This is a genomic window from Thauera sp. DNT-1 (genome assembly GCF_055393985.1).
The window spans coordinates 4,112,495-4,137,071 of sequence record NZ_AP043752.1 but is presented as its reverse complement, the minus strand read 5'-3'; the positions used below and the strand labels follow the sequence as shown (position 1 = coordinate 4,137,071).

At 71.4% G+C, this 24,577-nt stretch carries 15 protein-coding genes; 11 read left to right on the top strand and 4 right to left on the bottom strand.

Annotation, left to right across the window (positions count from 1 at the left end):
• The first annotated feature begins 72 nt into the window (after positions 1-72).
• From xdhA to guaD, 4 genes are read left to right on the top strand one after another with little or no spacing between them, the layout of a single operon-like run.
• Positions 73-1,578 (top strand): xanthine dehydrogenase small subunit, encoded by a 1,506-nt coding sequence (xdhA, locus tag ACZ5PP_RS19060; RefSeq protein ID WP_464826466.1) that lies wholly within the window; start codon positions 73-75, stop codon positions 1,576-1,578.
• A 10-nt stretch (positions 1,579-1,588) separates the two neighbouring features.
• On the top strand, positions 1,589-4,012 hold the full coding sequence (xdhB, locus tag ACZ5PP_RS19055) for a xanthine dehydrogenase molybdopterin binding subunit (protein WP_043742936.1): 2,424 nt from the start codon (positions 1,589-1,591) through the stop codon (positions 4,010-4,012).
• 50 nt (positions 4,013-4,062) lie between these two features.
• The gene (gene xdhC, locus ACZ5PP_RS19050) at positions 4,063-5,475 is read left to right on the top strand and encodes a xanthine dehydrogenase accessory protein XdhC (RefSeq protein ID WP_464826465.1); all 1,413 of its coding nucleotides are present in this window, start codon (positions 4,063-4,065) and stop codon (positions 5,473-5,475) included.
• Positions 5,472-6,779 (top strand): guanine deaminase, encoded by a 1,308-nt coding sequence (gene guaD / locus ACZ5PP_RS19045; protein WP_004309111.1) that lies wholly within the window; start codon positions 5,472-5,474, stop codon positions 6,777-6,779. The genes xdhC and guaD overlap by 4 nt, the downstream gene beginning before the upstream one ends.
• Before the next feature lie 19 nt (positions 6,780-6,798).
• Here the strand turns inward: guaD and ACZ5PP_RS19040 are convergent, their stop codons facing one another.
• Positions 6,799-9,561: a bifunctional diguanylate cyclase/phosphodiesterase gene (locus tag ACZ5PP_RS19040; protein WP_464826464.1), complete on the bottom strand. Its 2,763-nt coding sequence runs from the start codon at positions 9,559-9,561 to the stop codon at positions 6,799-6,801.
• 312 nt (positions 9,562-9,873) lie between these two features.
• On the opposite strand from ACZ5PP_RS19040, the gene ACZ5PP_RS19035 reads away from it, so the two are divergent.
• Both ACZ5PP_RS19035 and ACZ5PP_RS19030 read left to right on the top strand, forming a co-directional pair.
• On the top strand, positions 9,874-10,779 hold the full coding sequence (locus ACZ5PP_RS19035; RefSeq protein ID WP_004309117.1) for a LysR family transcriptional regulator: 906 nt from the start codon (positions 9,874-9,876) through the stop codon (positions 10,777-10,779).
• Positions 10,780-11,053: 274 nt separating this feature from the next.
• Positions 11,054-12,364 (top strand): Glu/Leu/Phe/Val family dehydrogenase, encoded by a 1,311-nt coding sequence (locus tag ACZ5PP_RS19030; RefSeq protein WP_273423593.1) that lies wholly within the window; start codon positions 11,054-11,056, stop codon positions 12,362-12,364.
• Positions 12,365-12,618: 254 nt separating this feature from the next.
• Here ACZ5PP_RS19030 and ACZ5PP_RS19025 read toward each other — a convergent pair whose 3' ends face one another.
• Both ACZ5PP_RS19025 and ACZ5PP_RS19020 read right to left on the bottom strand, forming a co-directional pair.
• A complete protein-coding gene (locus ACZ5PP_RS19025) occupies positions 12,619-13,380 on the bottom strand; it encodes an ABC transporter permease (RefSeq protein ID WP_012584972.1) in 762 nt (253 codons plus the stop codon).
• Positions 13,377-14,399 carry an ABC transporter ATP-binding protein gene (locus tag ACZ5PP_RS19020; RefSeq protein WP_464826463.1) on the bottom strand — a complete coding sequence of 341 codons (1,023 nt, stop codon included), beginning with the start codon at positions 14,397-14,399 and terminating at the stop codon, positions 13,377-13,379. Before ACZ5PP_RS19020 ends, ACZ5PP_RS19025 begins: the two co-directional genes overlap by 4 nt.
• A gap of 249 nt (positions 14,400-14,648) precedes the next feature.
• On the opposite strand from ACZ5PP_RS19020, the gene ACZ5PP_RS19015 reads away from it, so the two are divergent.
• The 3 genes from ACZ5PP_RS19015 to ACZ5PP_RS19005 all read left to right on the top strand — a co-directional run bounded on the left by ACZ5PP_RS19015 (position 14,649) and on the right by ACZ5PP_RS19005 (position 18,160).
• Positions 14,649-15,698 carry an ABC transporter substrate-binding protein gene (locus ACZ5PP_RS19015; RefSeq protein WP_004309123.1) on the top strand — a complete coding sequence of 350 codons (1,050 nt, stop codon included), beginning with the start codon at positions 14,649-14,651 and terminating at the stop codon, positions 15,696-15,698.
• On the top strand, positions 15,695-17,392 hold the full coding sequence (locus tag ACZ5PP_RS19010; RefSeq protein WP_464826462.1) for a diguanylate cyclase domain-containing protein: 1,698 nt from the start codon (positions 15,695-15,697) through the stop codon (positions 17,390-17,392). Before ACZ5PP_RS19015 ends, ACZ5PP_RS19010 begins: the two co-directional genes overlap by 4 nt.
• Positions 17,393-17,551: 159 nt before the next feature.
• Positions 17,552-18,160: a PEP-CTERM sorting domain-containing protein gene (locus tag ACZ5PP_RS19005; RefSeq protein WP_043742945.1), complete on the top strand. Its 609-nt coding sequence runs from the start codon at positions 17,552-17,554 to the stop codon at positions 18,158-18,160.
• Positions 18,161-18,199: 39 nt separating this feature from the next.
• On the opposite strand, the gene ACZ5PP_RS19000 is transcribed toward ACZ5PP_RS19005, so the two are convergent.
• Positions 18,200-18,778 carry a flavin reductase family protein gene (locus ACZ5PP_RS19000; RefSeq protein WP_004309126.1) on the bottom strand — a complete coding sequence of 193 codons (579 nt, stop codon included), beginning with the start codon at positions 18,776-18,778 and terminating at the stop codon, positions 18,200-18,202.
• Between the two features lie 247 nt (positions 18,779-19,025).
• Between ACZ5PP_RS19000 and ACZ5PP_RS18995 the strand changes: the two genes are divergently transcribed.
• Both ACZ5PP_RS18995 and ACZ5PP_RS18990 read left to right on the top strand, forming a co-directional pair.
• On the top strand, positions 19,026-22,034 hold the full coding sequence (locus tag ACZ5PP_RS18995) for a bifunctional diguanylate cyclase/phosphodiesterase (RefSeq protein ID WP_464826461.1): 3,009 nt from the start codon (positions 19,026-19,028) through the stop codon (positions 22,032-22,034).
• Between the two features lies 1 nt (position 22,035).
• Positions 22,036-24,567: an MASE3 domain-containing protein gene (locus ACZ5PP_RS18990; protein ID WP_464826460.1), complete on the top strand. Its 2,532-nt coding sequence runs from the start codon at positions 22,036-22,038 to the stop codon at positions 24,565-24,567.
• Positions 24,568-24,577 lie beyond the last annotated feature (10 nt).

The following is a 24,577-nucleotide window of genomic DNA, read 5'->3' as shown; positions in this document are numbered from 1 at the left end:
GGCGGCCGCCGGCACGGCACGGCGGCGCCGAACGCGCTACCATCTTCGGGCCTGCGCCCCCGGGATCCGAAGATGGACAGCCAGACGATACGCATCCTGCTCGACGGCGAGGCGGTGTCGATCACCGGCCTCGCCCCCACCACCAGCCTGCTCGCCTGGCTGCGCGGCGCGCGCGGCCTCGTCGGCACCAAGGAAGGCTGCAACGAGGGCGACTGCGGCGCCTGTACCGTGGTGGTGGGCGAGCTCGCCGACGATCCCGCGGACGCGCCGCGCCTGTACGCGGTCAACGCCTGCATCCGCTTCCTGGCCACGCTCGACGGCAAGGCGGTGTTCACCGTCGAACACCTGCGCAGCCTCGCCGGCGGCGCCCTGCACCCGGTGCAGCAGGCGATGGTCGATTGCCACGGCTCGCAATGCGGCTTCTGCACCCCCGGCTTCACGATGTCGCTGTGGGCGCTGTACGAGGACCGTCACGCGCAGGGCGAGGCCGCCGCGGATCCCGCCCGCATCCGCAGCGCGCTCGCCGGCAACCTGTGCCGCTGCACGGGCTATCGGCCGATCGTGGAGGCCGGCGAGCGCATGTTCGACGCCCCGTCGCGCCTGCTCGACCGCGATCGCCTGCGCACCGCCCTGCTCGCGCTGCGCCGCGACGACACGCTCGATTTCGGCCACGAGGGCGGCCGCTTCGTCGCCCCGCGCAGCGTGGACGAACTCCTCGCCCTGCGCAGCCGCCACCCCGCGGCCACCCTGCTCGCCGGCGGCACCGACATCGGCCTGTGGGTCAACAAGGGCCTGCGCCGGCTCGACACCCTGATCCACACCGGCGAGGTCGCCGCCCTGCGCGCGATCGTGCCGCACGCCGGCGGCCTGCGCATCGGCGCAGCGGCTTCGCTCACGGCCGCCTTCGCCGCGCTCGTCCGCCTGCACCCGGAGCTGGCCGAGCTGCGGGAGCGCTTCGCCTCGCCGCCGGTGCGCAACGCCGGCACGCTCGGCGGCAACGTCGCCAACGGCTCGCCGATCGGCGACTCGATGCCCGCGCTGATCGCGCTCGGCGCGCGCGTGGTGCTCGCGAGCGTGCGCGGCCGGCGCAGCCTGGCGCTGGAGGACTTCTATCTCGACTACATGAAGAAGGACCTCGCCGCCGACGAGATCGTCGAGGCGATCGAACTGCCGCCGCCCGCACCCGCGCGACGCTTGCGCAGCTGGAAGCTGGCCAAGCGCTTCGGCTCCGACATCTCCGCGGTATGCGCCGGCTTCGCGCTCGAGCTGCGCGCGGGCCGGATCCACGCTCCGCGCATCGCCTTCGGCGGCATGGCGGCGACGCCCAGGCGCGCCACCGCCACCGAGGCCGCGCTCGCCGGCCGGCCCTGGGACGAAGCCGCGCTCGCCGCCGCACAGTGCGCGCTCGAACACGACTTCGCCCCGCTCGACGACCTGCGCGCGAGCGCCGGCTACCGCCGCCGCGCCGCCGCCGGCCTGCTCGCGCGCTTCTTCCTCGAGACCCGCCCCGACGCGCCGCTCGCCGCGGCGCAGACGCGCGCCTTCGCCGCGGAAGATCTCGCCGGCGGCGGGCGCTGAGGAGAACGTGATGAACGAGCCGATCGAGCCCACCTCGTCACCGCCGGCATCCGCCCCCCCCGCCGGCCAGCCGCATCCGCACGAGTCCGCCCACCTGCACGTGGCCGGCGAGGCCACCTACGTCGACGACCTCCCCGAACCCGCCGGCACCGCACACGCGGCGCTCGGCCTGTCGACGCAGGCGCACGCGCGCATCGTGGCGATGGACTTCGGCGCGGTGCTCGCGGCGCCCGGCGTGCTCGGCGTGCTGGTGGCCGCCGACATTCCGGGACGCAACGACTGCGGGCCGATCGTGCACGACGACCCCATCCTCGCCGCAGGCGAAGTGCACTACGTCGGCCAGCCGATCTTCGCGGTGATCGCCGACGAGCGCGACGCCGCGCGCCGCGCCGCGCGCCTCGCCCGCATCGACTACGCACCGCTGCCGGCGCGGCTCGACCCGCTGGAGGCCGCATGCGCGGGCGAGCTCGTGCTGCCGCCGATGCGCCTCATGCGTGGCGACGTCGATGCGGCGCTGGCCGCGGCGCCGCATCGCGTGGAGGGGCGATGGCAGGTCGGCGGCCAGGAGCACTTCTACCTCGAAGGCCAGGTCGCGCTCGCCCAGCCGCGCGAGGACGGCTGCATGCAGGTGTGGTGTTCCACCCAGCACCCGAGCGAGATGCAGCAGGTGGTGGCGCACTGCCTGGGCATCGCCGCCCACCGCGTGGTCGTGGAGATGCGCCGCATGGGCGGCGGCTTCGGCGGCAAGGAGTCGCAGTCGGCGCTGTTCGCCTGCGTGGCGGCGCTGGCGGCGGCGAGATTTCGCCGTGCGATCAAGCTGCGCCCCGATCGCGACGACGACATCGCCATCACCGGCAAGCGCCACGACTTCCACTACGACTACACCGTCGGTCACGACGAAGAGGGCCGCCTCCTCGCGCTGCGCGTCGACATGGTCGCGCGCGCGGGCTGCTCCGCCGACCTCAGCGGCCCGGTCGCCACGCGCGCGCTCTGCCATGTCGACAACGCCTACCACCTGCCGGCGGCCGACCTCCGTGCCCGGCTCGCGCGCACCCACACCCAGTCCAACACCGCCTTCCGCGGCTTCGGCGGACCGCAGGGCGCGATCCTCGCCGAGTGGGTGATCGACGGCATCGCGCGCACGCTCGGGCGCGATCCGCTCGACGTGCGCCGCGCCAACTTCTACGGCGGCCCGGGGCGCGACACCACGCCCTACGGCCAGGTGGTCGCCGACAACGTGCTGCACGCGCTGGTCGACGAACTCGAAGCGAGCAGCGACTACCGCGCCCGCCGCGCCGAGATCGCCGCCTTCAACGCCGCCGCTCCGGTGCTGCGGCGCGGGCTGGCGCTCACCCCGGTGAAGTTCGGCATCTCCTTCAACCTCACCCACCTGAACCAGGCCGGCGCGCTGGTGCATGTGTATGCCGACGGCTCGGTGCTGGTAAACCACGGCGGTACCGAGATGGGCCAGGGCCTGCACACCAAGGTCTGCCAGGTGGTCGCCGCCGAGCTCGGCATCGCGCTCGAGCGCGTGCGCGCCACCGCCACCGACACCAGCAAGGTGGCCAACACCTCGGCCACCGCGGCCTCCACCGGCGCCGACCTCAACGGCCAGGCCGCGGCCGCCGCCGCGCGCACGATCCGCATGCGCCTGGCGGAGTTCGCACTGCGCCGCTTCGCCGAGGGGGGCGAGGGGGGCCAAGGCGAAGACCGCGGCGATGCGCGCCCAGGCCGCCGGCCCGCCGACCCGGCCGCGGTGCGCTTCGCCGACGGCCAGGTGTACGTCGGTGCACACACGATCCCCTTCGCCGAGCTCGTCGGCGCGGCCTACCGCGCCCGCGTGCAGCTGTGGTCCGACGGCTTCTACGCCACGCCCGGACTGCACTGGGACGCGGCCACGCTCACCGGCCACCCCTTCCATTACTTCGCCTACGGCGCGGCGGTGTCCGAGGTGGTGGTCGACACGCTCACCGGCGAATGGCGCCTGCTGCGCGCCGACCTGCTGCACGACGCCGGCAGCTCGATCAACCCGGCGATCGACCGCGGCCAGGTCGAGGGCGCCTTCATCCAGGGCATGGGCTGGCTCACCATGGAAGAGCTGTGGTGGAACGCCGAGGGCCGCCTGATGACCCACGCGCCTTCCACCTACAAGATCCCCGCCGCGCACGACTGCCCGGCGGACCTGCGCGTGCGCCTGTTCCACAACCCCAACCGCGCCGACACCCTCCTGCGCTCCAAGGCGGTCGGCGAACCGCCGCTGCTGCTCGGTTTCTCGGTCTTCTTCGCGCTGCGCGACGCCATCGCCGCCGCCGGCGACGGCCACAGCAACCCGCCCCTGCGCGCACCCGCCACCCCCGAGGCCATCCTCGACGCGCTCGACGCGGTGCGCCGGCGCCCGACGCCCGACGCCCGACGCCCGACGCCTCCCATCTGACGCCTGACGCCTGACCCCCCGACGTTTCGTCCTTCGCAGCTCACCTCCCCTTGCCCTCCTGGATCTCCACCCTCTCCTGTCTGCTCGAGACCGACGCCCGCGCGGTCCTGGTCACGGTCGCCGCCACACGAGGTTCGGCACCGCGCGCCGCGGGTGCGCACATGGTGGTGACGGCCGCCCAGGTGCAGGGCAGCGTCGGCGGCGGCCGGCTGGAGCAGCGCGCCATCGGGATCGCGCGCGAGCTGCTCGTCGCCGACGCCCCTTCCCCGCGCCTCGAACGTTTCGCCCTCGGCGCCAGCCTCGGCCAGTGCTGCGGCGGCGTCGTGGTGCTGGCCTTCGAGCGCGTCGGCCCGGCACAGCGGGAGTGGGTCGGGCGCGCCGCCACGCTCGCCGCCGCAGGCCGCGCCTGGGGGCGGCGGATCTTCATCGACGGCCCGCACGCCGGCGCGGTCGCGGTGTTCGACCGCGAATCGGTGGGACACACCTGCACCGACCCGGCCCTCTCCGCCCACGCCCGCGACCTCCTCGCCGCCGGCGAGGACACCGCCCTCCTCCTGTTCATGCTCGGCTGTAGGAGCGACGCGAGTCGCGATCGGGCCGACGAGGGGGCGACGGCGCCGGGATCCGCCGCGCCCCCCGCCCCGAGCGCCGGATCGCGACTCGCGTCGCTCCCACAGGAAGACCTCGCCGCTCCTCGTAGGAGCGACGCGAGTCGCGATCGGGCCGACGAGGGGGCGACGGCGCCGGGATCCGCCGCGCCCCCGGCCCCGGGCGCCGGATCGCGACTCGCGTCGCTCCCACAGGAAGACCTCGCCGCTCCTCGTAGGAGCGACGCGAGTCGCGATCGGGCCGACGGATCGGCGACAGCGCCCGGATCCGCCGCGGCGCTCGGGACGGCGATCCTGCTCGATGCGAGCCCGCCGCCGGCGCTGCAGGTGGTGATGTTCGGCGCGGGCCATGTGGGGCGGGCGCTGGCGGAGCTGTTCGGGCGGCTGCCGCTGCGCGTGCGCTGGGTCGACGCGCGCGCGCAGGAATTCCCGCCCGCGCTTGCGCCCAATGTCGAACCGCACTGCACCGACACGCCGACGGCGGAGGTGCGCGCGGCGCCCGCGGGCGCGGTCTTCCTGGTCCTCACCCACAGCCACGCGCTCGACTTCGAGCTGGTCGAAGCCATCCTCGCGCGCGACGACTTCCGCTTTTGCGGCCTGATCGGCTCGCAGACCAAGCGCGCGCGCTTCGCCCACCGCCTGCACGCGCGCGGAATCGAAGAAGCGCGCATCGCACGCCTGCGCTGCCCGGTCGGCCTGCCCGGCCTGCCGGGCAAGGAAGCCGAGGTGATCGCGCTCGCGATCGCCGCCGAAGTGATGCGCCTGCGCCCGCAAGCGCATCCCCCGAGCACGCCGCGCCGGCCCGCAGCGGGCGCACCGGCCACGCAACCCACGGAATCCGGCCACGAGACATGAAGCCCTCCGCCCCACCCTCCCCGCGGCTCTCCGCCGTACGCGGCGAGATCGTCCACTTCCTCGCCGACCCCGCGGCCGACCCGCGCGCGCTCGAGCACTTCGCCGACGGCGTGCTGATCGTGCGCGACGGCCACGTCGCCGAATGCGGCCCCGCCGCCGCGCTGTTGCCCAAGCTGCCCGCCGGCACGCCGCTCGCCGACCACCGCGGCAAGCTGATCCTGCCCGGCTTCGTCGACACCCACGTGCACTACCCGCAGACCGACATCATCGCCAGCCACGGCGAGCAGCTGCTCGAATGGCTGGAGAAATACACCTTCCCCGCCGAGCGCCGCTTCGCCGACCGCGCGCATGCCGCCGAGGTCGCCGGCTTCTTCTGCGACGAGCTGCTGCGCAACGGCACCACCACCGCGGCGGCCTTCGCCACGGTGCACGCGGCCTCGGTGGATGCGCTCTTCGAGGCCGCGCGCGCGCGCCGCATGCGCATGATCACCGGCAAGGTGCTGATGGACCGCAACTGCCCCGACTTCCTGCGCGACACGGCGGAGACCGGCTACGCGGAGTCGAAGGCCTTGATCGAGCGCTGGCACAACCGCGACCGCCTGCTGTACGCCATCACCCCGCGCTTCGCGCCCACCTCCACGCCCGCGCAGATGACGCTCGCCGGTCGCCTCTTCAACGAGCACCCGGGCGTCTTCCTGCAGTCGCACCTCGCCGAGAACCGCGCCGAGGTGGCCTGGGTGGCGCAGCTGTACCCGCAGGCGCGCAGCTACCTCGACGTGTATGCCCGCGCCGGCCAGCTCGGCACGCGCGCGGTGTTCGCGCACTGCATCTGGCTCGACGACGCCGACCGCCGGCACATGGCCGAGACCGGCGCGGCGATCAGCTTCTGCCCCACCTCCAACCTCTTCCTCGGCTCGGGGCTCTTCGACCTGCGGCGCGCGCGCGCGCTCGGCGTGCGCGTGGGACTGGGCACGGACGTGGGGGGCGGCACCAGCTTCTCGATGCTGCAGACCATGAACGAGGCCTACAAGGTGCTGCAGCTCGCCGGCCAGTCGCTGTCGGCGGCGAGCGCTTTCCACCTCGCCACCCTGGGCGGCGCGCACAGCCTCTACCTCGACGACCGCATCGGCAACCTCGCGCCCGGCAAGGAGGCCGACTTCGTCGTCCTGAACCCGCGCGCAACGCCCCTGCTCGAGCGCCGCAGCGCCGCCTGCGCGACGCTGGAGGAGCGCCTCTTCGTGCTGATGATGCTTGGGGACGACCGTGCGGTGGCGGCGACGCACGTGCTGGGCGTGCCGGTGTAGGCAGGGCGCGCGGCCGGCCTCAGATCATCTCGAGGAAGTCGCCCCAGGCCTCCATCGGCAGCGGCTTGCCGAACAGGTAACCCTGAAAGGAATCGCACCCATGCTGGCGCAGGAAGTCGCGCTGCTCCGGCATCTCCACCCCCTCGGCCACCACCTCCAGGCCGAGCGCGTGGCTCAGCGACAGGATCGCCAGCACGATCGCCTCGCTGCCCTCGTCCTCGGCCATGTCGCGCACGAAGGACTGGTCGATCTTCAACTGGTCCAAGGGCAGGCGCTTGAGGTAGGACAGCGAGGAGTAGCCGGTGCCGAAGTCGTCGAGCGCGAAGCGGATGCCGAGCGCGCGCAGCTCGTTCATGCGCCGGATGGTCTCGTCCACGTCCGACAGGATCGCGCTCTCGGTGAGCTCCAGCTCGAGGCGGCAAGGGTCGATGGCCGCGGCGCGCACGGAGTCCTTCACGCTGGCGACGAAGTCGGGCTGGTGGAACTGGCGCGCGCTGACGTTGACCGCGATCTTGAGGTGGCGCGTGCCCTCGTTCATCTGCCAGCGCGCGAGCTGGGCACAGGCGCTGCGCAGCACCCACAAGCCGAGACGGACGATGTGGCCGGTGTCCTCGGCGAGCGGGATGAACTCGGCCGGCGACACCATGGCGCCACCGTCGAGCGGCCAGCGCAGCAGGGCCTCGGCGCCGATCACCACGCCGCGCCGGTTGACCTGGGGCTGGAAGAAGAGCCGGAAGGCGTTCGCTTCCAGCGCCTCGTGCATGCGGGCCTCGAGACGGGCGTGGGCATCGACCACCGCCTGCATCTCGGGGTTGAAGAAGCGCACGATGTCGCGCCCGTCCTGCTTGGCCCGGTACAAGGCCACCTCGGCCTGCTTGAGCAGGCTCTCGAGCGAGCTCACGCCGTCGTGGAACAGGCTGATGCCGAAGCTCAGCGTCGCGAAGTGGCGGTCGCCCTCCGTACCACCGAGCACATAGGGTTGTTGCAGCGCGCGCTGGAGCTTGCGTGCGACGTGCTCGGCGTGGCTCAGCGCATCGGCCTCGGTTTCGCCGATGCGCTCGACGAGCACGGCGAAGTCGTCGTCGCCATGGCGCGCGACCGTGTCCTCCTCGCGCACGCTCGCGCGCAGGCGCGCCGCGACCTCGCACAGCAGGCGGTCTCCGGCGGCGTGACCGAGGGTGTCGTTGAGCTGGCGGAAGCGATCGATGTCGACCAGCATCAGCATGCCGAAGCTCTCGCGGCGCACACCGCTGCGGATGGCCTGGGCGATGCGGTCGTGCAGCAGCGCGCGGTTGGGCAGCCCGGTCAGCGCATCGAAGTAGGCCAGCCGGTGCAGCAGCGCCTCGGATTGCTTGCGCTGCGTGATGTCCTCCTTGACCGCCACGTAGTGGGTGACCGTGCCGCCCGCGTCCTTGATCGGCGCGATCGTCGCCAGCTCGAGATAGGCGGAGCCGTCCTTGCGGACGTTGTGGAACTCGCCGCGCCACACCTCGCCTGCAAGCAAGGTCGCCCACATCTGCTCGTAGGTTGCGCGCGGCGTCAACCCGCCGTTGAGGATGCGCGGGTTGCGTCCGAGCACCTCGTCGCGCGCATAGCCCGTGATGCGCTGGAAGGCCTCGTTCACATACAGGATGCACCCCGCGGTGTCGGTGATGACGATCGACTCCGGGCTCTGCTCGATCACCATCGACAGGCGTTGCAGCTCGCCCTCGCGCTTGCCGATCTCCAACGCCATCTGGTCGATGCCCTCGGAGAGCGCGTCGAGCTCGGCAACGCCGGTGGCCTGCCCGATGCGCGCATCGCGCCGCCCGGCAGCGATCTCGGCAATCGCACCGCGCACCCGCGTCGCCCACACCTCGATCAGCCGGTAGATGTACAAGCGCGCGATCAGCGCGGAGGCCAGCGCGATGGCCGCGACCAGGGCCAGGTACATCAGCAGGCGCTGCCCCGCCGCCTCCAGCGAGCGCTCCAGCGGCGCACCGATCGCGAAAAAGCCGCTGCCAGGGGCGAAATCCGGCACGCCGATGCCGTACAGGCGCTGCACGCCATCGATGCCGGCGAGTTCGGCGATGCCGCCTTCGTCGCGCACGACGGCGGCCATGCGCGCGAGCGTCGTCGCGGGGACCTTGTGCGCGCGCCAGCCCTCGGGCGCACGCTCGGGCTGGTGCGCGAGCACCAGGCCGGAATTGCTGATCACGCTCGCCTCCCAACCCTCAGGCAGGCGGAACCCTTCGATCAGGCGATCGAACCACGCCACCGTGATGGTGGCGAAGATCACCGCACGCAGCGTGCCGTCCGCCGCACGCAGCGGGTAGCCGAAAGCCATGCTCGGCGTTCCCGACACCCTGCCGATGACAAACTCCCCGGGGGAAATTTCATCACTGTCGAGAGAAGTGCGGAACCAGGCGCGATCGATCACCGTCACCGGGGCGCTCATCGGCCTCCCGCTGCAGAAGATCTCCCCGTCGGGCAGCGCGGCGCCGATGTTTGCGAAACCGTCCAGCGACTCGAGCAGGCGCCCGGCGATGCCCGAGCATTGCGCGGAATCCAGCGCTTGCAGGTCGTTGGAGCGCGCCATGATCCGCAACACCAACGCGACCGCGCGATGCGCGGCCTGCGCCTCGCGGTTCGCATCCGCCAGGCGCAGCGCGATCTCGGCGCGGGTCTCGGCCACCGCCTGTTCACGGCGCTCGTGGAAGTCGAAAAAGACGAACAGCAGCACTGGAAGTACCGCGATCGCGATCGTCAGCCACAGGCGGAAATTGAGCGAGGTACGGATCATCGGTCGTACCGCGACGGGCGTCGACGGGGGCTCTCCGGCGCATGGGGGATTGGGGGACAGTGCGCGAACTCTGCCGCAATTTTGCGGCGCAGTCGCGCCCGGTTACCTGAATCATGCGAACCAGTTCACGAAACGCCCCATTATAGGGCCTGCGAATCCCGCATGCATACCCGGGCATGTCGGCCGCGCGCGTCCTGCCCCGGCCCGGCGAGCACCGGACCCGATGGGCGACGGGCGCCGAGCGGCGGTACGCGGGGAACGCCGGCGGATTTCCTGCATACAATGGGGTCTCTCCCCCTGCAGGGCCCGCCCATGGAACTCAAATGGCTGGAAGATTTCCTCAGCCTCGCCGACAGCGGGAGCTTCTCGCGCTCGGCCGAGCAGCGCCACGTCTCGCAGCCCGCCTTCTCGCGCCGGATCCGCGCGCTCGAGGCCTGGCTGGGGGTGGCGCTGGTCGACCGCAGCACCTTCCCGACCCGGCTCACCGAAGCGGGCGAGGCCTTCAAGGGACCGGCGGCGGATCTCATCCACCGCCTGCATGCGGCGCGCGCGCTGGTGCGCGGCCACCAGACGACCGCGGGCGACGCGCTCGTGTTCGCCGTCCCGCACACGCTCGCCTTCGCCTTCTTCCCGACCTGGCTGGGGCGGCTCAAGGCCGAGTTCGGCGAGGTCCCCACGCGGCTGATCGCGGGCAACGTGCATGACGTGGTGACCATGCTGGTGGAAGGCGGCTGCGATCTGCTGCTGTGCTACCACCATCCGACCCACCCGGTGTGGCTCGATCCCGCGCGCTTCGAAGGCATCCAGCTCGCGGTCGAGCGCGTGCGCCCCTACCTGCCGCGCCGGCTCGCGCGCAGCGCGGGCTGGCAGCTGCCCGGTTCGGCCGAGGCGCCCATCCCCTTCCTGCGCTACGGACCCAACACCTACCTGCGCCGCATGGTCGACACCATCCTCGACCGCGCCGCCCATCCGGCCCACCTCGCCCTGCAGTACGAATCCGACATGGCCGAGAGCCTCAAGGCCATGCTGCTCGCCGGTCACGGCCTCGCCTTCCTGCCCGCGAGCGCGGTCGCGCGCGAGGTGGAACGCGGCGAGGTGGTGGTCGCCGGCGGCCCGGAGTGGAGCCTGGAGATGGAGGTCCGCCTCTACCGCGACCGCGCCAACACCAAGCCCGAGCTGCTGCGCCTGTGGCAGCACCTCGCCGCAAAGCCTCTGTAGGAACCGCTGCAGGAGCGACGCAAGTCGCGATTGCGGCGGCCCGCCCGCGATCAACATCCTGCGGGATCCGACTCGCCGCAATCGCGACTCGCGTCGCTCCTACACCAGAACCCGAGCGCCGCGGGTAGCCGAGGCACGCGGCTGCACACCGACTCACCGGCCCCTCCGGCCACCCTATGCGCAAGACGCATGACCCGATGTAGCAACGGCATGCCTTCGGGCCAGGGCAATCCACACAATGCGCGCACCTTCTCACACCACACGAGGCAGACAGATGAGTGCGACACCACAAGACAAGGCGGCCCTCGACCGCGTCGGCGGCCTTTCCTACCTGAACCCGGCGGCGCCCGAGCCGTGGGCGAGCTTCGTCGAGCAGATCGAGCGCGTGCGCCCCCATCTCGGCGCGCTCGAACGCTGGATCGAGACCCTCAAGCATCCCAAGCGCGCGCTGATCGTGGATGTGCCGATCGAGCGCGACGACGGCACCGTCGCCCACTACGAGGGCTACCGCGTGCAGCACAACCTGTCGCGTGGCCCGGGCAAGGGCGGCGTGCGCTTCCACCCCGACGTCACCCTCAACGAGGTGATGGCGCTGGCCGGCTGGATGACGATCAAGAACGCCGCGGTCGGGCTCCCCTTCGGCGGCGCCAAGGGCGGCATCCGCGTCGATCCGGCGAGCGTCAGCAAGGGCGAGCTGCAGCGCATCACCCGCCGCTACACCTCCGAGATCGGCATCATCATCGGCCCGGACAAGGACATCCCCGCGCCCGACGTCGGCACCAACGCGATGACGATGGCGATCATGATGGACACCTTCTCGATGAACCGCGGCGGCACCGCCACCGGCGTCGTCACCGGCAAGCCGATCGCGCTCGGCGGCAGCCTGGGCCGCCAGGAAGCCACCGGCCGCGGCGTCTTCATCGCCGCGCGCGAGGCCGCCCGCCACCTGCGCCTGCCGATCGAGGGCGCGCGCGTGGTCGTGCAGGGCTTCGGCAACGTCGGCGGCATCGGCGCGCGCATGTTCCACGACGCCGGCGCGCGCGTGATCGCGATCGCCGACCATACCGCCATCCTGGTGAACGAGGCCGGCATCGACATCCCCGCCGCGCTCGAGCACACCGCCGCGAACGGCGGCCTGAAGGGCTTCGCCGGCGCCGCGCCGATCGACCCCGAGGCGTTCTGGCGCCTCGAGTGCGAGTTTCTCGTCCCTGCCGCGCTCGAAGGCCAGCTCACCGTCGAGCGGGCTGCCGGCGCGCGTGCACGCATCGTCGTCGAGGGCGCCAACGGCCCGACCACCCCGGCCGCGGACGACATCCTCCACGAGCGCGGCATCCTGGTCGTGCCCGACGTGCTCGCCAACGCCGGTGGCGTCACCGTGTCGTACTTCGAATGGGTGCAGGACTTCTCCAGCTTCTTCTGGACCGAGGACGAAATCAACGAGCGCCTCGAGCGCATCATGGTCGCCGCCTTCACCGCGATCTGGAAGGTGGCCCAGGAGAAGCAGGTGTCGCTGCGCACCGCCGCCTTCATCATCGCCTGCGCGCGGGTGCTGGAGGCGCGCGCGGAGCGCGGGCTGTACCCGTAAGGGGCGAGGCGCCGGGCCTTGCGCCGCGGCACCTCCGTCGCAAGCGATTGCAGTGGTGGCGATCCGTCACCGCTGCAATCGCGACTTGCGTCGCTCCCACGGGAGAAGCACGGACCCGCGGCGGTAGACGGAATCGCCGCGGTGACCGGAAAACGCACCGGTCCGGAATCTCCCGTGGGAGCGACGCAAGTCGCGATTCCGACGCCCGGGATGCGGCACCCCGGATGCGACGCCAGCCGGCGGGCCTGCGCCCCTCAAGGCTTCAGCCGATACCCCGTCCTCAACATCCAGGTCGCCACCCCCACGAACACCGCCAGGAACAGCAGCGTCATCGCCAGGCTCACCCCCACCGCCACATCCGCGCTGCCGTAGAAGCTCCAGCGGAAGCCGCTCACCAGGTACACCACGGGGTTGAACAGCGACACCGTGCGCCACCCCGCCGGCAGCATGTCGATCGAGTAGAAACTGCCGCCGAGGAAGGTCAGCGGGGTGATGATCAGCAGCGGCACGAGCTGCAGCTTCTCGAAGTTGTCCGCCCAGATGCCGAGGATGAAGCCGAGCAGGCTGAAGCTCATCGCGGTGAGCAGCAGGAAGGCGATCATCCACAGCGGATGCTCGATGCGCAGCGGCACGAAGAAGGTGGCGGTGGCGAGGATGATCAGGCTCAGGATCACCGCCTTGGTCGCCGCCGCGCCCACGTAGCTCAGCACGATCTCGAAGTGCGACACCGGCGCCGACAGGATCTCGTAGATCGTGCGCGAGAACTTCGGGAAGAAGATGCCGAAGGAGGCGTTCGACACGCTCTGGGTGAGCAGGTTGAGCATGATCAGGCCGGGCACGATGAAGGCGCCGTAGCTCACGCCCTCGATCTCGGGGATGCGCGCGCCGATCGCCGAGCCGAAGACGACGAAATACAGCGAGGTGGTGATCACCGGCGCCAGCACGCTCTGCAGCAGCGTGCGCTTCGTGCGCGCCATCTCGAACAGGTAGATCGCGCGGACCGCGTGCCAGTTCATCGTGCGCCCTCCCCTGCGGCCTCGGCCCGGTTGCCCCGCTCGTCCGTACCCGGCGCTTCGCGCTCGCTCACCAGGCTGACGAAGATCTCTTCGAGCGAACGCTGGGTAGTGTGCAGGTCGGTGAACATGATCCCCGCGGCGGCGAGGTCCTGCAGCAAGCCTGCGATCGCGCCATCGCCTGCCGGATCGCTGCCCTCGCCCCCTTCCCCGCCTTCGCCCCTGCCGACCTCGTAGCGATAGACCAGCGTTTTGCCGCCCTTGCCCAGCACCAGCCCGTAGCGCGCGAGCGCGGGCGGGACCTCGGCGAGCGGCGCCGCCAGTTGCAGCGTGAGCTGCTTGCCGCCGAGCTTCGTCATCAGCACGGCCTTGTCCTCGACCAGGATCAGCGCACCCTTGGCGATCACGCCGATGCGGTCGGCCATCTCCTCCGCCTCCTCGATGTAGTGCGTGGTCAGGATCACGGTGACGCCGCTGTCGCGCAAGCGGCGCACGAGCTGCCACATGTCGCGGCGCAGCTCCACGTCCACCCCGGCGGTGGGCTCGTCGAGGAAGAGGATGCGCGGCTCGTGCGAGAGCGCCTTGGCGATCAGCACGCGGCGCTTCATGCCGCCCGAGAGCATCATCAGCCTGGCATCCTTCTTCGCCCACAGCGACAAGTCCTTCAGCAGCTGCTCGATGTAGGCCGGGTCGGGCGGCTTGCCGAACAGGCCGCGCGTGAAGCTCACCGTGTTCCACACCGTCTCGAAGGCGTCGGTGGTGAGTTCCTGCGGCACCAGGCCGACGAGGGCGCGCGCGGCGCGGTAGTCGCGCACGATGTCGTGACCATCCACCCGCACGCTGCCCGAGCTGGCATTGACCAGGCCGCACACGATGCTGATCAGCGTGGTCTTGCCCGCGCCGTTGGGCCCGAGCAGCGCGAAGATCTCGCCGCGGCGGATGTCGAGGTCGACGGTCTTCAGCGCGGAGAAGCCGGAGGCGTAGGTCTTGGACAGAGCGGAGATCGAGATGATGGGGTCCATGGGATCGAAGATAACAGATCGACGAGGCGGCCCGCAGGATCGAGCGGCACCGGGCACGATGAGCGGCAGCGGAGTGCCCCAAGGCCGCGATCGCGACTTGCGGCGCTCCAGCATGGGCGGCCCGTCCACCGCCCGGCGGCGGCTGGCGGCCAGCCGTCGGGCGCGCTTCCGCGGCAGGCTCGGCGCGCTTAAACTGCCTCGCACCCCCCAAGATCCTTCCCCGCCGCCAGATCCAGGAGCCGATCCGTCATGCTTCGTCGCTTGAGCCTGCATCGCCTCCCCTGGCTTGTGCTCGCGCTCGCACTCTCCGGCACGGCCTGCGCGACCGAGGTGTTGCGCGTGCTGAGCTGGCCGGGCTATGCCGACGCCGACGTGGTGCAGGCCTTCGAGGCCCGCACCGGCGCCCGGGTCGAAGTCACCCAGGTCGATTCCGACGAAACGCTGTGGCAGAAGCTCAGCACGAACGACGCGACCGACTACGACGTGTTCGCGGTCAATACCGCCGAGCTGCAGCGCTACATCGACCGCGGCGTGGCCGTGGCGATCGATCCGGCCGCGCTGCCCAACCTCGGTGCGCAATTGCCGCGCTTCCGCAACCCGGCAACGCTGCCCGGCACGACTCGCGATGGCAAGCTGTACGCCATCCCCTATGCCTGGGCCGAAATGGGCCTGATCTACGATCGGCGCCAGTTCGACGCGCCACCCCAGTCCATCGCCGCGCTGTGGGACGCCCGCTACCGCGGCAAGGTGCTGGTGTACAACAGCGGCTCGCACAACTTCTCGCTCGCCGCACAGATGCTGGGCAAGGCATCGCCCTTCCGCCTCGACGCCGCCGACTGGGCGCCGGCGGTCGAGCGTCTGGTCGAGTTGCGCCGCAACCTGCTGACCTTCTACGCCCAGCCGGAAGAATCCGCGCATCTGTTCGTCAGCCGCGGTGCGGCGCTGATGTACGCCAATTACGGCACCCAGCAGCTGCAGCTCCTGCGCGCAGCGGGGGCGGACGTGGGCTATGCGATCCCGCGCGAAGGCGCGCTCGCCTGGCTCGACTGCTGGGTGGTGACGCGCGGCGCACGTAACCAGGCGCTCGCGCTGGCGTGGATCGACCACCTGCTCGGCACCGGCCCGGCGCACGTGCTGAGCGCGCGCCACGGCCTCGACAACACCCGCGACCCGGCGCCGCACCAGGCCGAAACCGACCGCCTGGTCTGGCTCGAACCGGTCGAGGACGTCGAACGCCGCAACCTGCTGTGGGAGCGCATCCTCTCCGGCGACCGCGGCGCACGGGTGCTCGCGCCATGAGATTCGGCATCGCCGCCCGTCTTGGCGTCGTACTCGCCCTGTCCGGCATGCTCTCCGCCGGCATCACCGCCTTCCAGGCCCAGCGCGCCAGCGAGACCGTGCTGGTGGACAGCGCGCGTGCCGAGCTGCTCACCTCCACCCGGGTGCTCGCGCAGCGCATCACGCAGGTGCGCGAGGACATCTCGCGCACCCTGCTCGCGCTCGCCCGCCACCCGGCCGCGCTCGCGGCGCTGGAGAGCGACGACCCGCAGGCTGCGACGCAGCTCGCGACCCTGCTCGCCCTGCCGATGGCGGCCAACCGCGCCTACTTCCAGCTCCGCCTGATCGGCGCCGCCGACCACGGCCTCGAGCGCGTGCGGATCGACCGCGACGGCGACGCACTGCTGCGCGTGGACGGCGACGCGCTGCAGGAAAAGGGCCACTACCCCTACGTCTTCGACGCCCTCGCGCTGGCAGCGGGCGAGGTTTACATGTCGCGCGTGAGCATCAATCGCGAGCGTGGCTCGCACGCCGCCCTCGGCCGGCCCGCGGTGCAGCTCGCCACCCCGGTCGTCGACGAATCGGGCCGGCCACGCGGGGTGATCGTGGGCAGCATCGACCTCAACGGCGTGTTCGCCCTGCTCGCCGCCGACCTGCCCGCCGACTTCCTGCTCTACCTCGCCAACAGCGCGGGCGACTACCTGATCCACCCCGACCCCGCGCGCACCTTCGGCTTCGACAAGGGACGCCGGGTACGGGTGCAGGACGAGTTCCCCGCCACGCAGGCCGTGATCGACGGCCGCAGCAGCGAGTCGATGATCGACAGCGATGCCGGCGAGCACGCGCAGGCGCCGCTGGTCGCCGCCTTCATCGCCGCGCGGGTGCAGCTGCGCACCGAAGAGGGCGCCTTCATCCTCGGCCTCGCGCGCCCACGCGCCGCCGTGCTCGCCGAGCTCGATCCGCTGCGCGGGATCATGCTGCAGATCGTCATCGGCATGAGCCTCACCGGCATCCTGCTCGCGGCCATCCTCGCCCGCGCGATCACCCATCCGATCGAGGTGCTGGGCGCCGCGGTGCAGAACTTCTACGACAACGACCAGGCCCCGGCGCTGCCGGTCGAGCGTCAGGACGAGATCGGCGCCCTCGCCCGCCGCTTCGCCGAGCTGCGCACCCAGATCGGGCAGCAGTTGGCCGAGCTCGAACACCGCCGCCGCGAGCTCGAGCACCTCGCCCGCCACGACGCGCTCACCGGGCTGCCCAACCGCGCGCTCTTCGACGACCGCATGGCGGTGGCGCTCGCGTCCGCCCGCCGCGACGACGGCGGGCTGGCCTTGCTGTTCGTCGATATCGATGATTTCAAGCCGATCAACGACCGCCTCGGCCACGTCGTCGGCGACCGCGTGCTCGAAGGCGTGGCGGCGCGCATCCGCCAGAGCATCCGCGAGTCCGACACCGCGGCGCGCATCGGCGGCGACGAGTTCGTCGTGCTGCTGCCCGGGATCGCGTCGGCCGAAGACGCCAGAGTGGTCGCGGACAAGATCCGCGCGGCGATCGACCGCCCGTTCATGATCGACGGTGGAGAGCTCGCGGTTTCGGTGAGCATGGGCCTCGCCCACTACCCGCAGGACGGCAGCGACTCCACCACCCTCGCCCGCCACGCCGATGCCGCGATGTACCGCGACAAGGCCGAAGGCAAGGCACGGCGGCACAGCTGAAACCGGCCGCTGGCCGGCATGGAAGTGTCGGAATTTTTTACACCCGGTGCCGAACCTTCAAAAATAGGCGCAGATAATCAATGGCCTGATCGTCGGGCACGGCGAATGCTTCACCCCAAGGGAGGGCAGTACCCGACACTCCGGAGCAAGGAGGCCAGCATGATCGCGCGCATCCTCTGCAGCCTGCTGCTTTGCTGCATCCCGTTCGCCGCGCACGCCGGCGCGGTGTTCCAGGAACGCGGCGACGCCGGTGATTTCGCCTCGCCGCAGGACGTGGTCGGAACCTCCATCGAACGCATCCAGGGCAGCATCGGCGGCGACGACAGCATCGACGTGTTCCGCTTCCACTTCGCCGGCGGCCCGCTTGCGATCCTCGCCCGCCTCGACGGCTTCGACGACGAAGCCCTGCCGATCCGCCTGGTGCGAGAGAGCGGCCTGCCCGACGAGGCCTGCTTTGTGGGCAGCGCCGAGTATCCGCCCAACCCGTGCATCTCCGAGGGCTGGCTGGACTTCTCCGTCGACATGCTGGCGCCGGGCAACTACCTGCTGGGTGTTTGTGCGTCCGCACAAGGCTGCGTGGCGGACGATCCGCCCTTCACGATCGGCTTCGTGACCCACCCCGATGCGAGCGCACCAGCGGCCACCGTCGGCAGGCCCGTGCCGGAGCCCGGCGTGCTCGCGCTCCTCGGCCTCGCCTTGCTGGGCCTGTGGGGACTGCGCATGGCGATCGCCGCACCGCCGAAGGGACCGCCCCCTTCCGGCGGGTAAAGACCGGTTTCGTCCGGCCGATCGCGCCTGCCGGCGCGCCTACAGAGGGCGTGCGCGGACGACGTCGGCGGCGCGGGCGAAGTTGCCGGCGCCGAGGTGGTGGAGCGTATGCAGTTCGGCGTTGTCGGCGCGCAGGTCCCAACGCCCGGACGAGAACACCCGCGCGTCGGCGGCCGCGGCCACGACCTCGGCGAAGCAGGTGTCGTAGGCGTCCTCGGTGTGGCGCTCGGGGATCAGGCGGCACTCCATCCACGCCGCGCAGCCGGCCTCGATCAGCGGCACGCCCAGCACGGGCCCCGCGAGCGCCGCGATGCCGAAGCGCGCGAACTTGTCGCCCTCGCGGCCACTGCAACTGCCCACCGCAAACGTCAGGTCGGCGAGCGCCGCGCCCGGGATGCACACTCCGAAACAGCCACTGGCGGCGATCAGTTCGCGGGTGAAGGTGCGCTTGTCGATCACGATGGCGATGCGCGGCGGAGAGAACTCGACCGGCATCGACCACGCCGCCGCCATCACGTTGCGCCGACCACCCTGGGCGCTGGTGACGAGCACCGTGGGTCCGTGGTTGAGGAGCCGGCTGGCGTGTTCGAGGGCGACGGGGGCGAAGGTGGGGGTCATGGTGGCTTCCGCGGAGGATCGAAGAGGCCGCCATTTTCCATGAATCGCGGACCGCGCCGTGCGTGTCCCGCTCGCATGCCGGGCGGATTTGCGTCGCCCGTCGTGACATAGTGCAGTGACCTGTCTGCTGCTGTCCGGATAATTGCGGCTTGTTCCCTGTCCGATTGCTCCCCATGTCCGATTCCGCGCGCCGCTTCCTCGTCCCGCACCGGGCGCCGACGCGCAGCACGCGTGCGCAGGGGGTCCGATGAGCGCCCCGCGCGGCGGCGTCTTCGAGCGTCCGCTGGTCCAGGCGGCGGTGGCGGTGCTGCTGGTGTTCGGGCTGCTCGCCGCCTTCCTGCTGTTCTCCCACCGCTCGGCCGAGACGATCACCACCACCGCCTTGCGCAACGAGGTGCGCGTGCTAGCCACGCAGATCGAGGGCGCGCTGCGCCGCATCGAGATGAGCATCGGGTTCATGCGCGACAAGTACATCCGCATCGGCCTGCACGAGAACGCGGGCACCCCCGCGTGGGAGGCCTCGCTGGTGCAGCTGCAGCTGGAGCTGCAGCATCTGGCGCGCGGCTTTCCGGAAGCCGTCGCCATCCTGGTGACCGACGCGCAGGGCAAGATCCTGGCCAGCACCCTCGACACGCCGCCGCAATGGGACATCGGCGACCGCGAATATTTCCGCCACGCCCGCGAACACCGCCAGGACGCGCTCGCCTCCTCCGAGCCCGTGATCTACAAGGCCGGCCCGCGCGAGGTCGTGGTGGCCTACGAAGCGATCCGCAACCCGGCGGGCGATTTCGTCGGCGTGGTCGCGGTCGCGCTCGACCTGCAGCGCCTGCAGGACCTGCTGCTCGGGGTGGACGCCGGTCGCCAGGGCATGGTCAGCATCCGGCGCAGCGACGACGGCCGCCTGGTGCTGCGCTTGCCGGACCACGGCGCCAGCCGGGTCGCCGACATCACCAGCACCGAGCCTTTCCTGGCCATCCGCCGCGGCGAGACGTCCGGCAGCGCGCGCTACGTCGGCATCGCGGACGAAGTCGAGCGCAGCTTCGCCTTCCAGGCGCTGCGCGACTACCCCTTCTACGTGGTGATCGGCCGCGCGATCTCCGAGCAATTCGCGCCCTGGCGGCAGACCGCGACCGTCGCCACGATCATCGCCTTGGCCACCCTGGGCCTGCTGCTGGCGCTGCAGGCTGCCCTGCACCGCAGCCGCCGCCAGCTCGCGCGCAGCAAGCGCAGCTTCGACGCCCTCATCGACAGCCGCCGGGAGGCGACCTGCGCCTGGCGGCCCGATACCACGCTGCTGACCTGCAACGAGCGCTACGCCGAACTGCTCGGCACCGAGGCCGCGTCCCTGCCGGGCACGCGCTGGATCGACAACGTGCCGGAGGCGAAGCGCGCGGAGGTCCACGCCGCCATCGCGCGGATGCTGCAGGGCGCCGGCACGCTCACCACCGATCGCCGCCTCCGCCAGGCCGACGGCCGCACGCGCTGGCTGCGCTGGCTCGACCTGCCGGTGCTCGACGAGGAGGGGCGCTGCGTCGAAGTGCACTCGATCGGCCAGGACATCACCGCGCAGAAGGAGGTCGAGCTGCGCCTGCGCCAGCTCGCACTGGCCGTCGAGCAGAGCCCGAACACGATCGTGATCACCGACACCGATGGTCGCATCGAGTATGTCAACGAGGCCTTCGTGCGCACCACCGGCTACACCGCCGCAGAGGCGATCGGCCAGAACCCGCGCCTGCTCAACGCCGGCAAGACCCCCGCCGCCACCTATGCCGACCTGTGGGCCACGCTCGGCCGCGGCGAGGTGTGGCGCGGCGAGTTCATCAACACCCGCAAGGACGGCGGCACCTACACCGAGCTCGCCACGATCGCGCCGATCAAGCAGGCCGACGGCAGCGTCAGCCACTATGTGGCGATCAAGGAGGACATCACCGGGCGCCGCGAGGCCGAGGCGCGCATCCGCCAGCTCGCCTACTACGACACCCTCACCGGCCTGCCCAACCGCAGCCTGATGTGGGACCGCCTGCGCCACGCCATCGCAGCGAGCGCGCGCAGCGGCGCGAGCGGCATGCTGATGCTGCTCGACATCGACCACTTCAAGCTGCTCAACGACACCCAGGGCCACGAGGTGGGCGATGCCCTGCTGCGCGAGGTGGCGCAGCGCCTGCGCGGCGCGCTGCGCGAGGAGGACACGGTGGCGCGGGTGGGCGACGACGACTTCGCGATCGTGGTCGAGAACCTGGGCGCGGACCGCGACGAAGCGATCGGCCGCGCCGAGAAGATCGCCGAGCACCTGCACCGCTGCGTGACCGCGCCCTGCGAGCTCGGCCTCGCGAGCGGCCCCTACCACGTCGGCGCGAGCCTGGGCCTGACCCTGTTCCGCGGCCGCAACGCGGCGGCCGACGCGGTGCTCAAGCAGGCCGAGGTGGCGGTGGCGCGCGCCAAGGACGACGGCCGCAACCTGATCCGCTTCTTCAGCGAGGCGATGCAGGCGGTGGTGGCCGCGCGCGCCGACCTGGAGCTGAAGCTGCGCGCGGCGCTGGCCGGCAACGGCTTCCGCCTGTACTACCAGCCGCAACTCGACCGCAACGGCCGCGTGATCGGTGCCGAGGCGCTGATCCGCTGCTTCGACGCCGAGGGCGAGATGATCTCGCCCGCCGCCTTCATCCCGCTCGCCGAGGAGACCGGCCTCATCGTGCCGATCGGCGAGTGGGTGCTGGAGACCGCCTGTGCGCAACTGCGTGCATGGCAGCGCACGCCCTCCACGGCCGGGCTGAGCCTGTCGATCAACGTCAGCGCGCGCCAGTTCCACCAGCCCGACTTCGTCGGCAAGGTGGCGGCGGCGATCGAGCGCCACCGCATCCGCCCCGGCGGCCTCGAGATCGAGCTCACCGAGAGCGTGGTGATCGGCGACATCGAGACCACGGTGCTGCGCATGCGCCAGATCAAGGCCCTGGGGGTGAGGTTCGCACTCGACGATTTCGGCACCGGCTATTCCTCGCTGTCCTATCTCAAGCGCCTGCCCTTCGACCAGCTCAAGATCGACCAGATGTTCGTGCGCGACATGGAGAAGGACACCAGCAGCGAGGCGATCGTGCGCGCGATCCTCGCGCTCAGCCGCTCGCTCGACCTGAAGGTGGTGGCCGAGGGTGTCGAGACCGCCGCCCAGCACGAGCTGCTGCTGACGCGCGGCTGCGAGCTGTTCCAGGGCTATCTGTTCGGCCGGCCGGTTCCGATCGAGGACTGGAAGGCAGGCTGAGATGGCGTACGTCCACCCGACCCACGCCCGCGCCGCGCAGCGCAGCCTCGGCGTGCTCGGCGTCGGCCTCGCCGGCGTGCTCGCGCTGTGGTGGCTGCCCACGCGCTGGGCCGCCGGGCTGGCGCACTACCTGCCGCTGCACCTGGCGCTGGAGACCGCCTCGATCGTCGCCGCCGTGCTGGTGTTCGCGGTCGCATGGCTGACGCCCGAGCGCAGCGCGGCGGCCAACACGCGCATCCTGGGGTGCTGCTTCCTCGGTGTGGCGGTGCTGGATTTCACCCACATGCTGTCCTACCTCGGCATGCCGGACTTCATCACGCCGAGCAGCCCCGAGAAGGCGATCGATTTCTGGATCGCCGCGCGCCTGCTGGCTGCGCTCGGCATGCTGACGGCGGTGCTGCTGCCGTGGCGGGTGCGCCCCGGCCTGTCTCCCGGCCTGCTGCTGCTCGCGGTGGGCGCCTACGTGGGCCTGGCGCACGCGCTCTTCCTGCCGCGGCCCGAGTGGGCGCCGCGCACCTTCATCCCGGGCCAGGGGCTGACGGGGCTGAAGATCGGCATCGAGATCGGCCTGGTGCTGCTGTTCGCCGCATCCGCCGCCTTGCTGCTGCGCCGCATGCGCGCGCCCTGCGGCTTCGACGCCCCCGCCCTGTTCGGTGCGGCCGGGCTGATGGCGCTGAGCGAGCTCTTCTTCACGATGTACGCGCAGGTCACCGACCTGTACAACCTCGCCGGCCATCTCTACAAGATCGCCGCGCACGCCCTCCTCTTCCGCGCGCTGGTGGTGGACGGTATCCGCCGCCCCTATGCCGCGCTCGAACGCTCGCGGCACGAACTCGCGGACAACTCCGCGCGCCTCGCCGACGAACGCCAGCGCCTGGAGTCCATCCTCGCGGGCACGCGCGCGGGCACCTGGGAATGGAACGTGCAGACCGGGGCGGCCATCTTCAACGCGCGCTGGGCGGAGATGCTCGGCTATCGCCTCGACGAGCTCGAACCGCTGTCGATCGACACCTGGCGGCGCTTCGCCCACCCGGACGACCTCGCCGACTCGGATGCCGCGGTGCGCCGTCACCTGCGCGGCGAGACGCCGTATTACGAGCACGAGACCCGCATGCGCCACCGCGCCGGACACTGGATCCACGTGCAGGATCGCGGCGTGCTGCGCACCCACACCGCCGACGGCGCGCCGGAATGGATGTTCGGCACGCATATCGACATCACCGACCGCTACCGCGCCGAGCAGGAGCGCGCCGGGGCGCTGAAGCGCCTGCGTCAACTCTCGGAGAGCGTGCCCGGCGTGCTCTTCGAGTGTCGCGTGGAAGACGACGGCAAGGTGAGCTTCCCCTACGTCGGCCGCCAGATCGAGGCGCTGATCGGCTGCCGCGCAGAAGAGGCGGAGCATGACGCCGCAGCCTTCTACGCCCGCCTGCATCCCGACGACGGCGCACGGGTGCGGGACGAGATCCGCCATGCGCGCCACGGCATGCACGACTGGAACGCCTCCTTCCGCGTGGTGCACCCGCTGTACGGCGAACGCCGGATCCGCGGCGAGGCGCGCTGCCAGCCGCGGACTGACGGCGTCGGCGAGTGGTTCGGCTATCTCCAGGACGAGACCGGGACGCACCGCGACCAGGAGCGCCTGCGCCTGGGCGCACGCGTCTTCGACGCCAGCCAGGAGGGCATCCTTGTCACCGACGCCGCGGTGCGCATCGTGGATATGAATCCGGCGATGGAGGCGCTCAGCGGGCATGCCAAGGCGTCCCTGCTCGGGCGCAACCCGCGCGAGCTCGGCTCGGGCCGACACGACGCGGCCTTCTTCGCCGAGATGTACGCCAGCCTGGCGCGCGACGGGCGCTGGCAGGGCGAGATCTGGAACCGCCATGCATCGGGCGAGATCTACGTGGTGAAGGCGTCGATGTCCACCGTGCTCGACGAGTCCGGCCGCATCGAGCATTACGTCGGCGTGTTCACCGACATCAGCGCGCTGACGGCGCAGCGCGACCACTTCAGCTCGCTCGCCAACTTCGACGCCCTCACCGGCCTGCCCAACCGCCGCCTGCTCGACGACCGCCTGCAGCAAGCGGTGGGCAATGCGCGCCGCGGCAAGCCGCTGGTCGTGTGCATGCTCGACCTCGACGGCTTCAAGCCGGTCAACGACAGCGTCGGCCACGCCGAGGGCGACCGCCTGCTGGTCGAGCTCGCGCAGCGCATGCAGCACATCCTGCGCGCGGGCGAGACCTTGGCCCGCCTCGGCGGCGACGAGTTCGTCCTGCTGCTGGTGGACGGCGACTTCCGCCCGGCACTCGAGCGCGTGCTCGAGGTGACGCGCGCGCCGGTGGCGCTGTCCGGCGGGCGCTTCGCCCGCGTCACCGCGAGCATCGGCGCGAGCGCGTACCGGCACGGCGTCGAGGATGGCGCACAGCTGCTGCGCGAGGCCGACCAGGCGCTCTACCGCGCCAAGCGCGCCGGGCGCAACCGCTGGGTGATGTTCGCGCCGGAAGCTGCAGCCGGGGTGGAGACCCCGCCGGCCTAGGAGTCTGCGC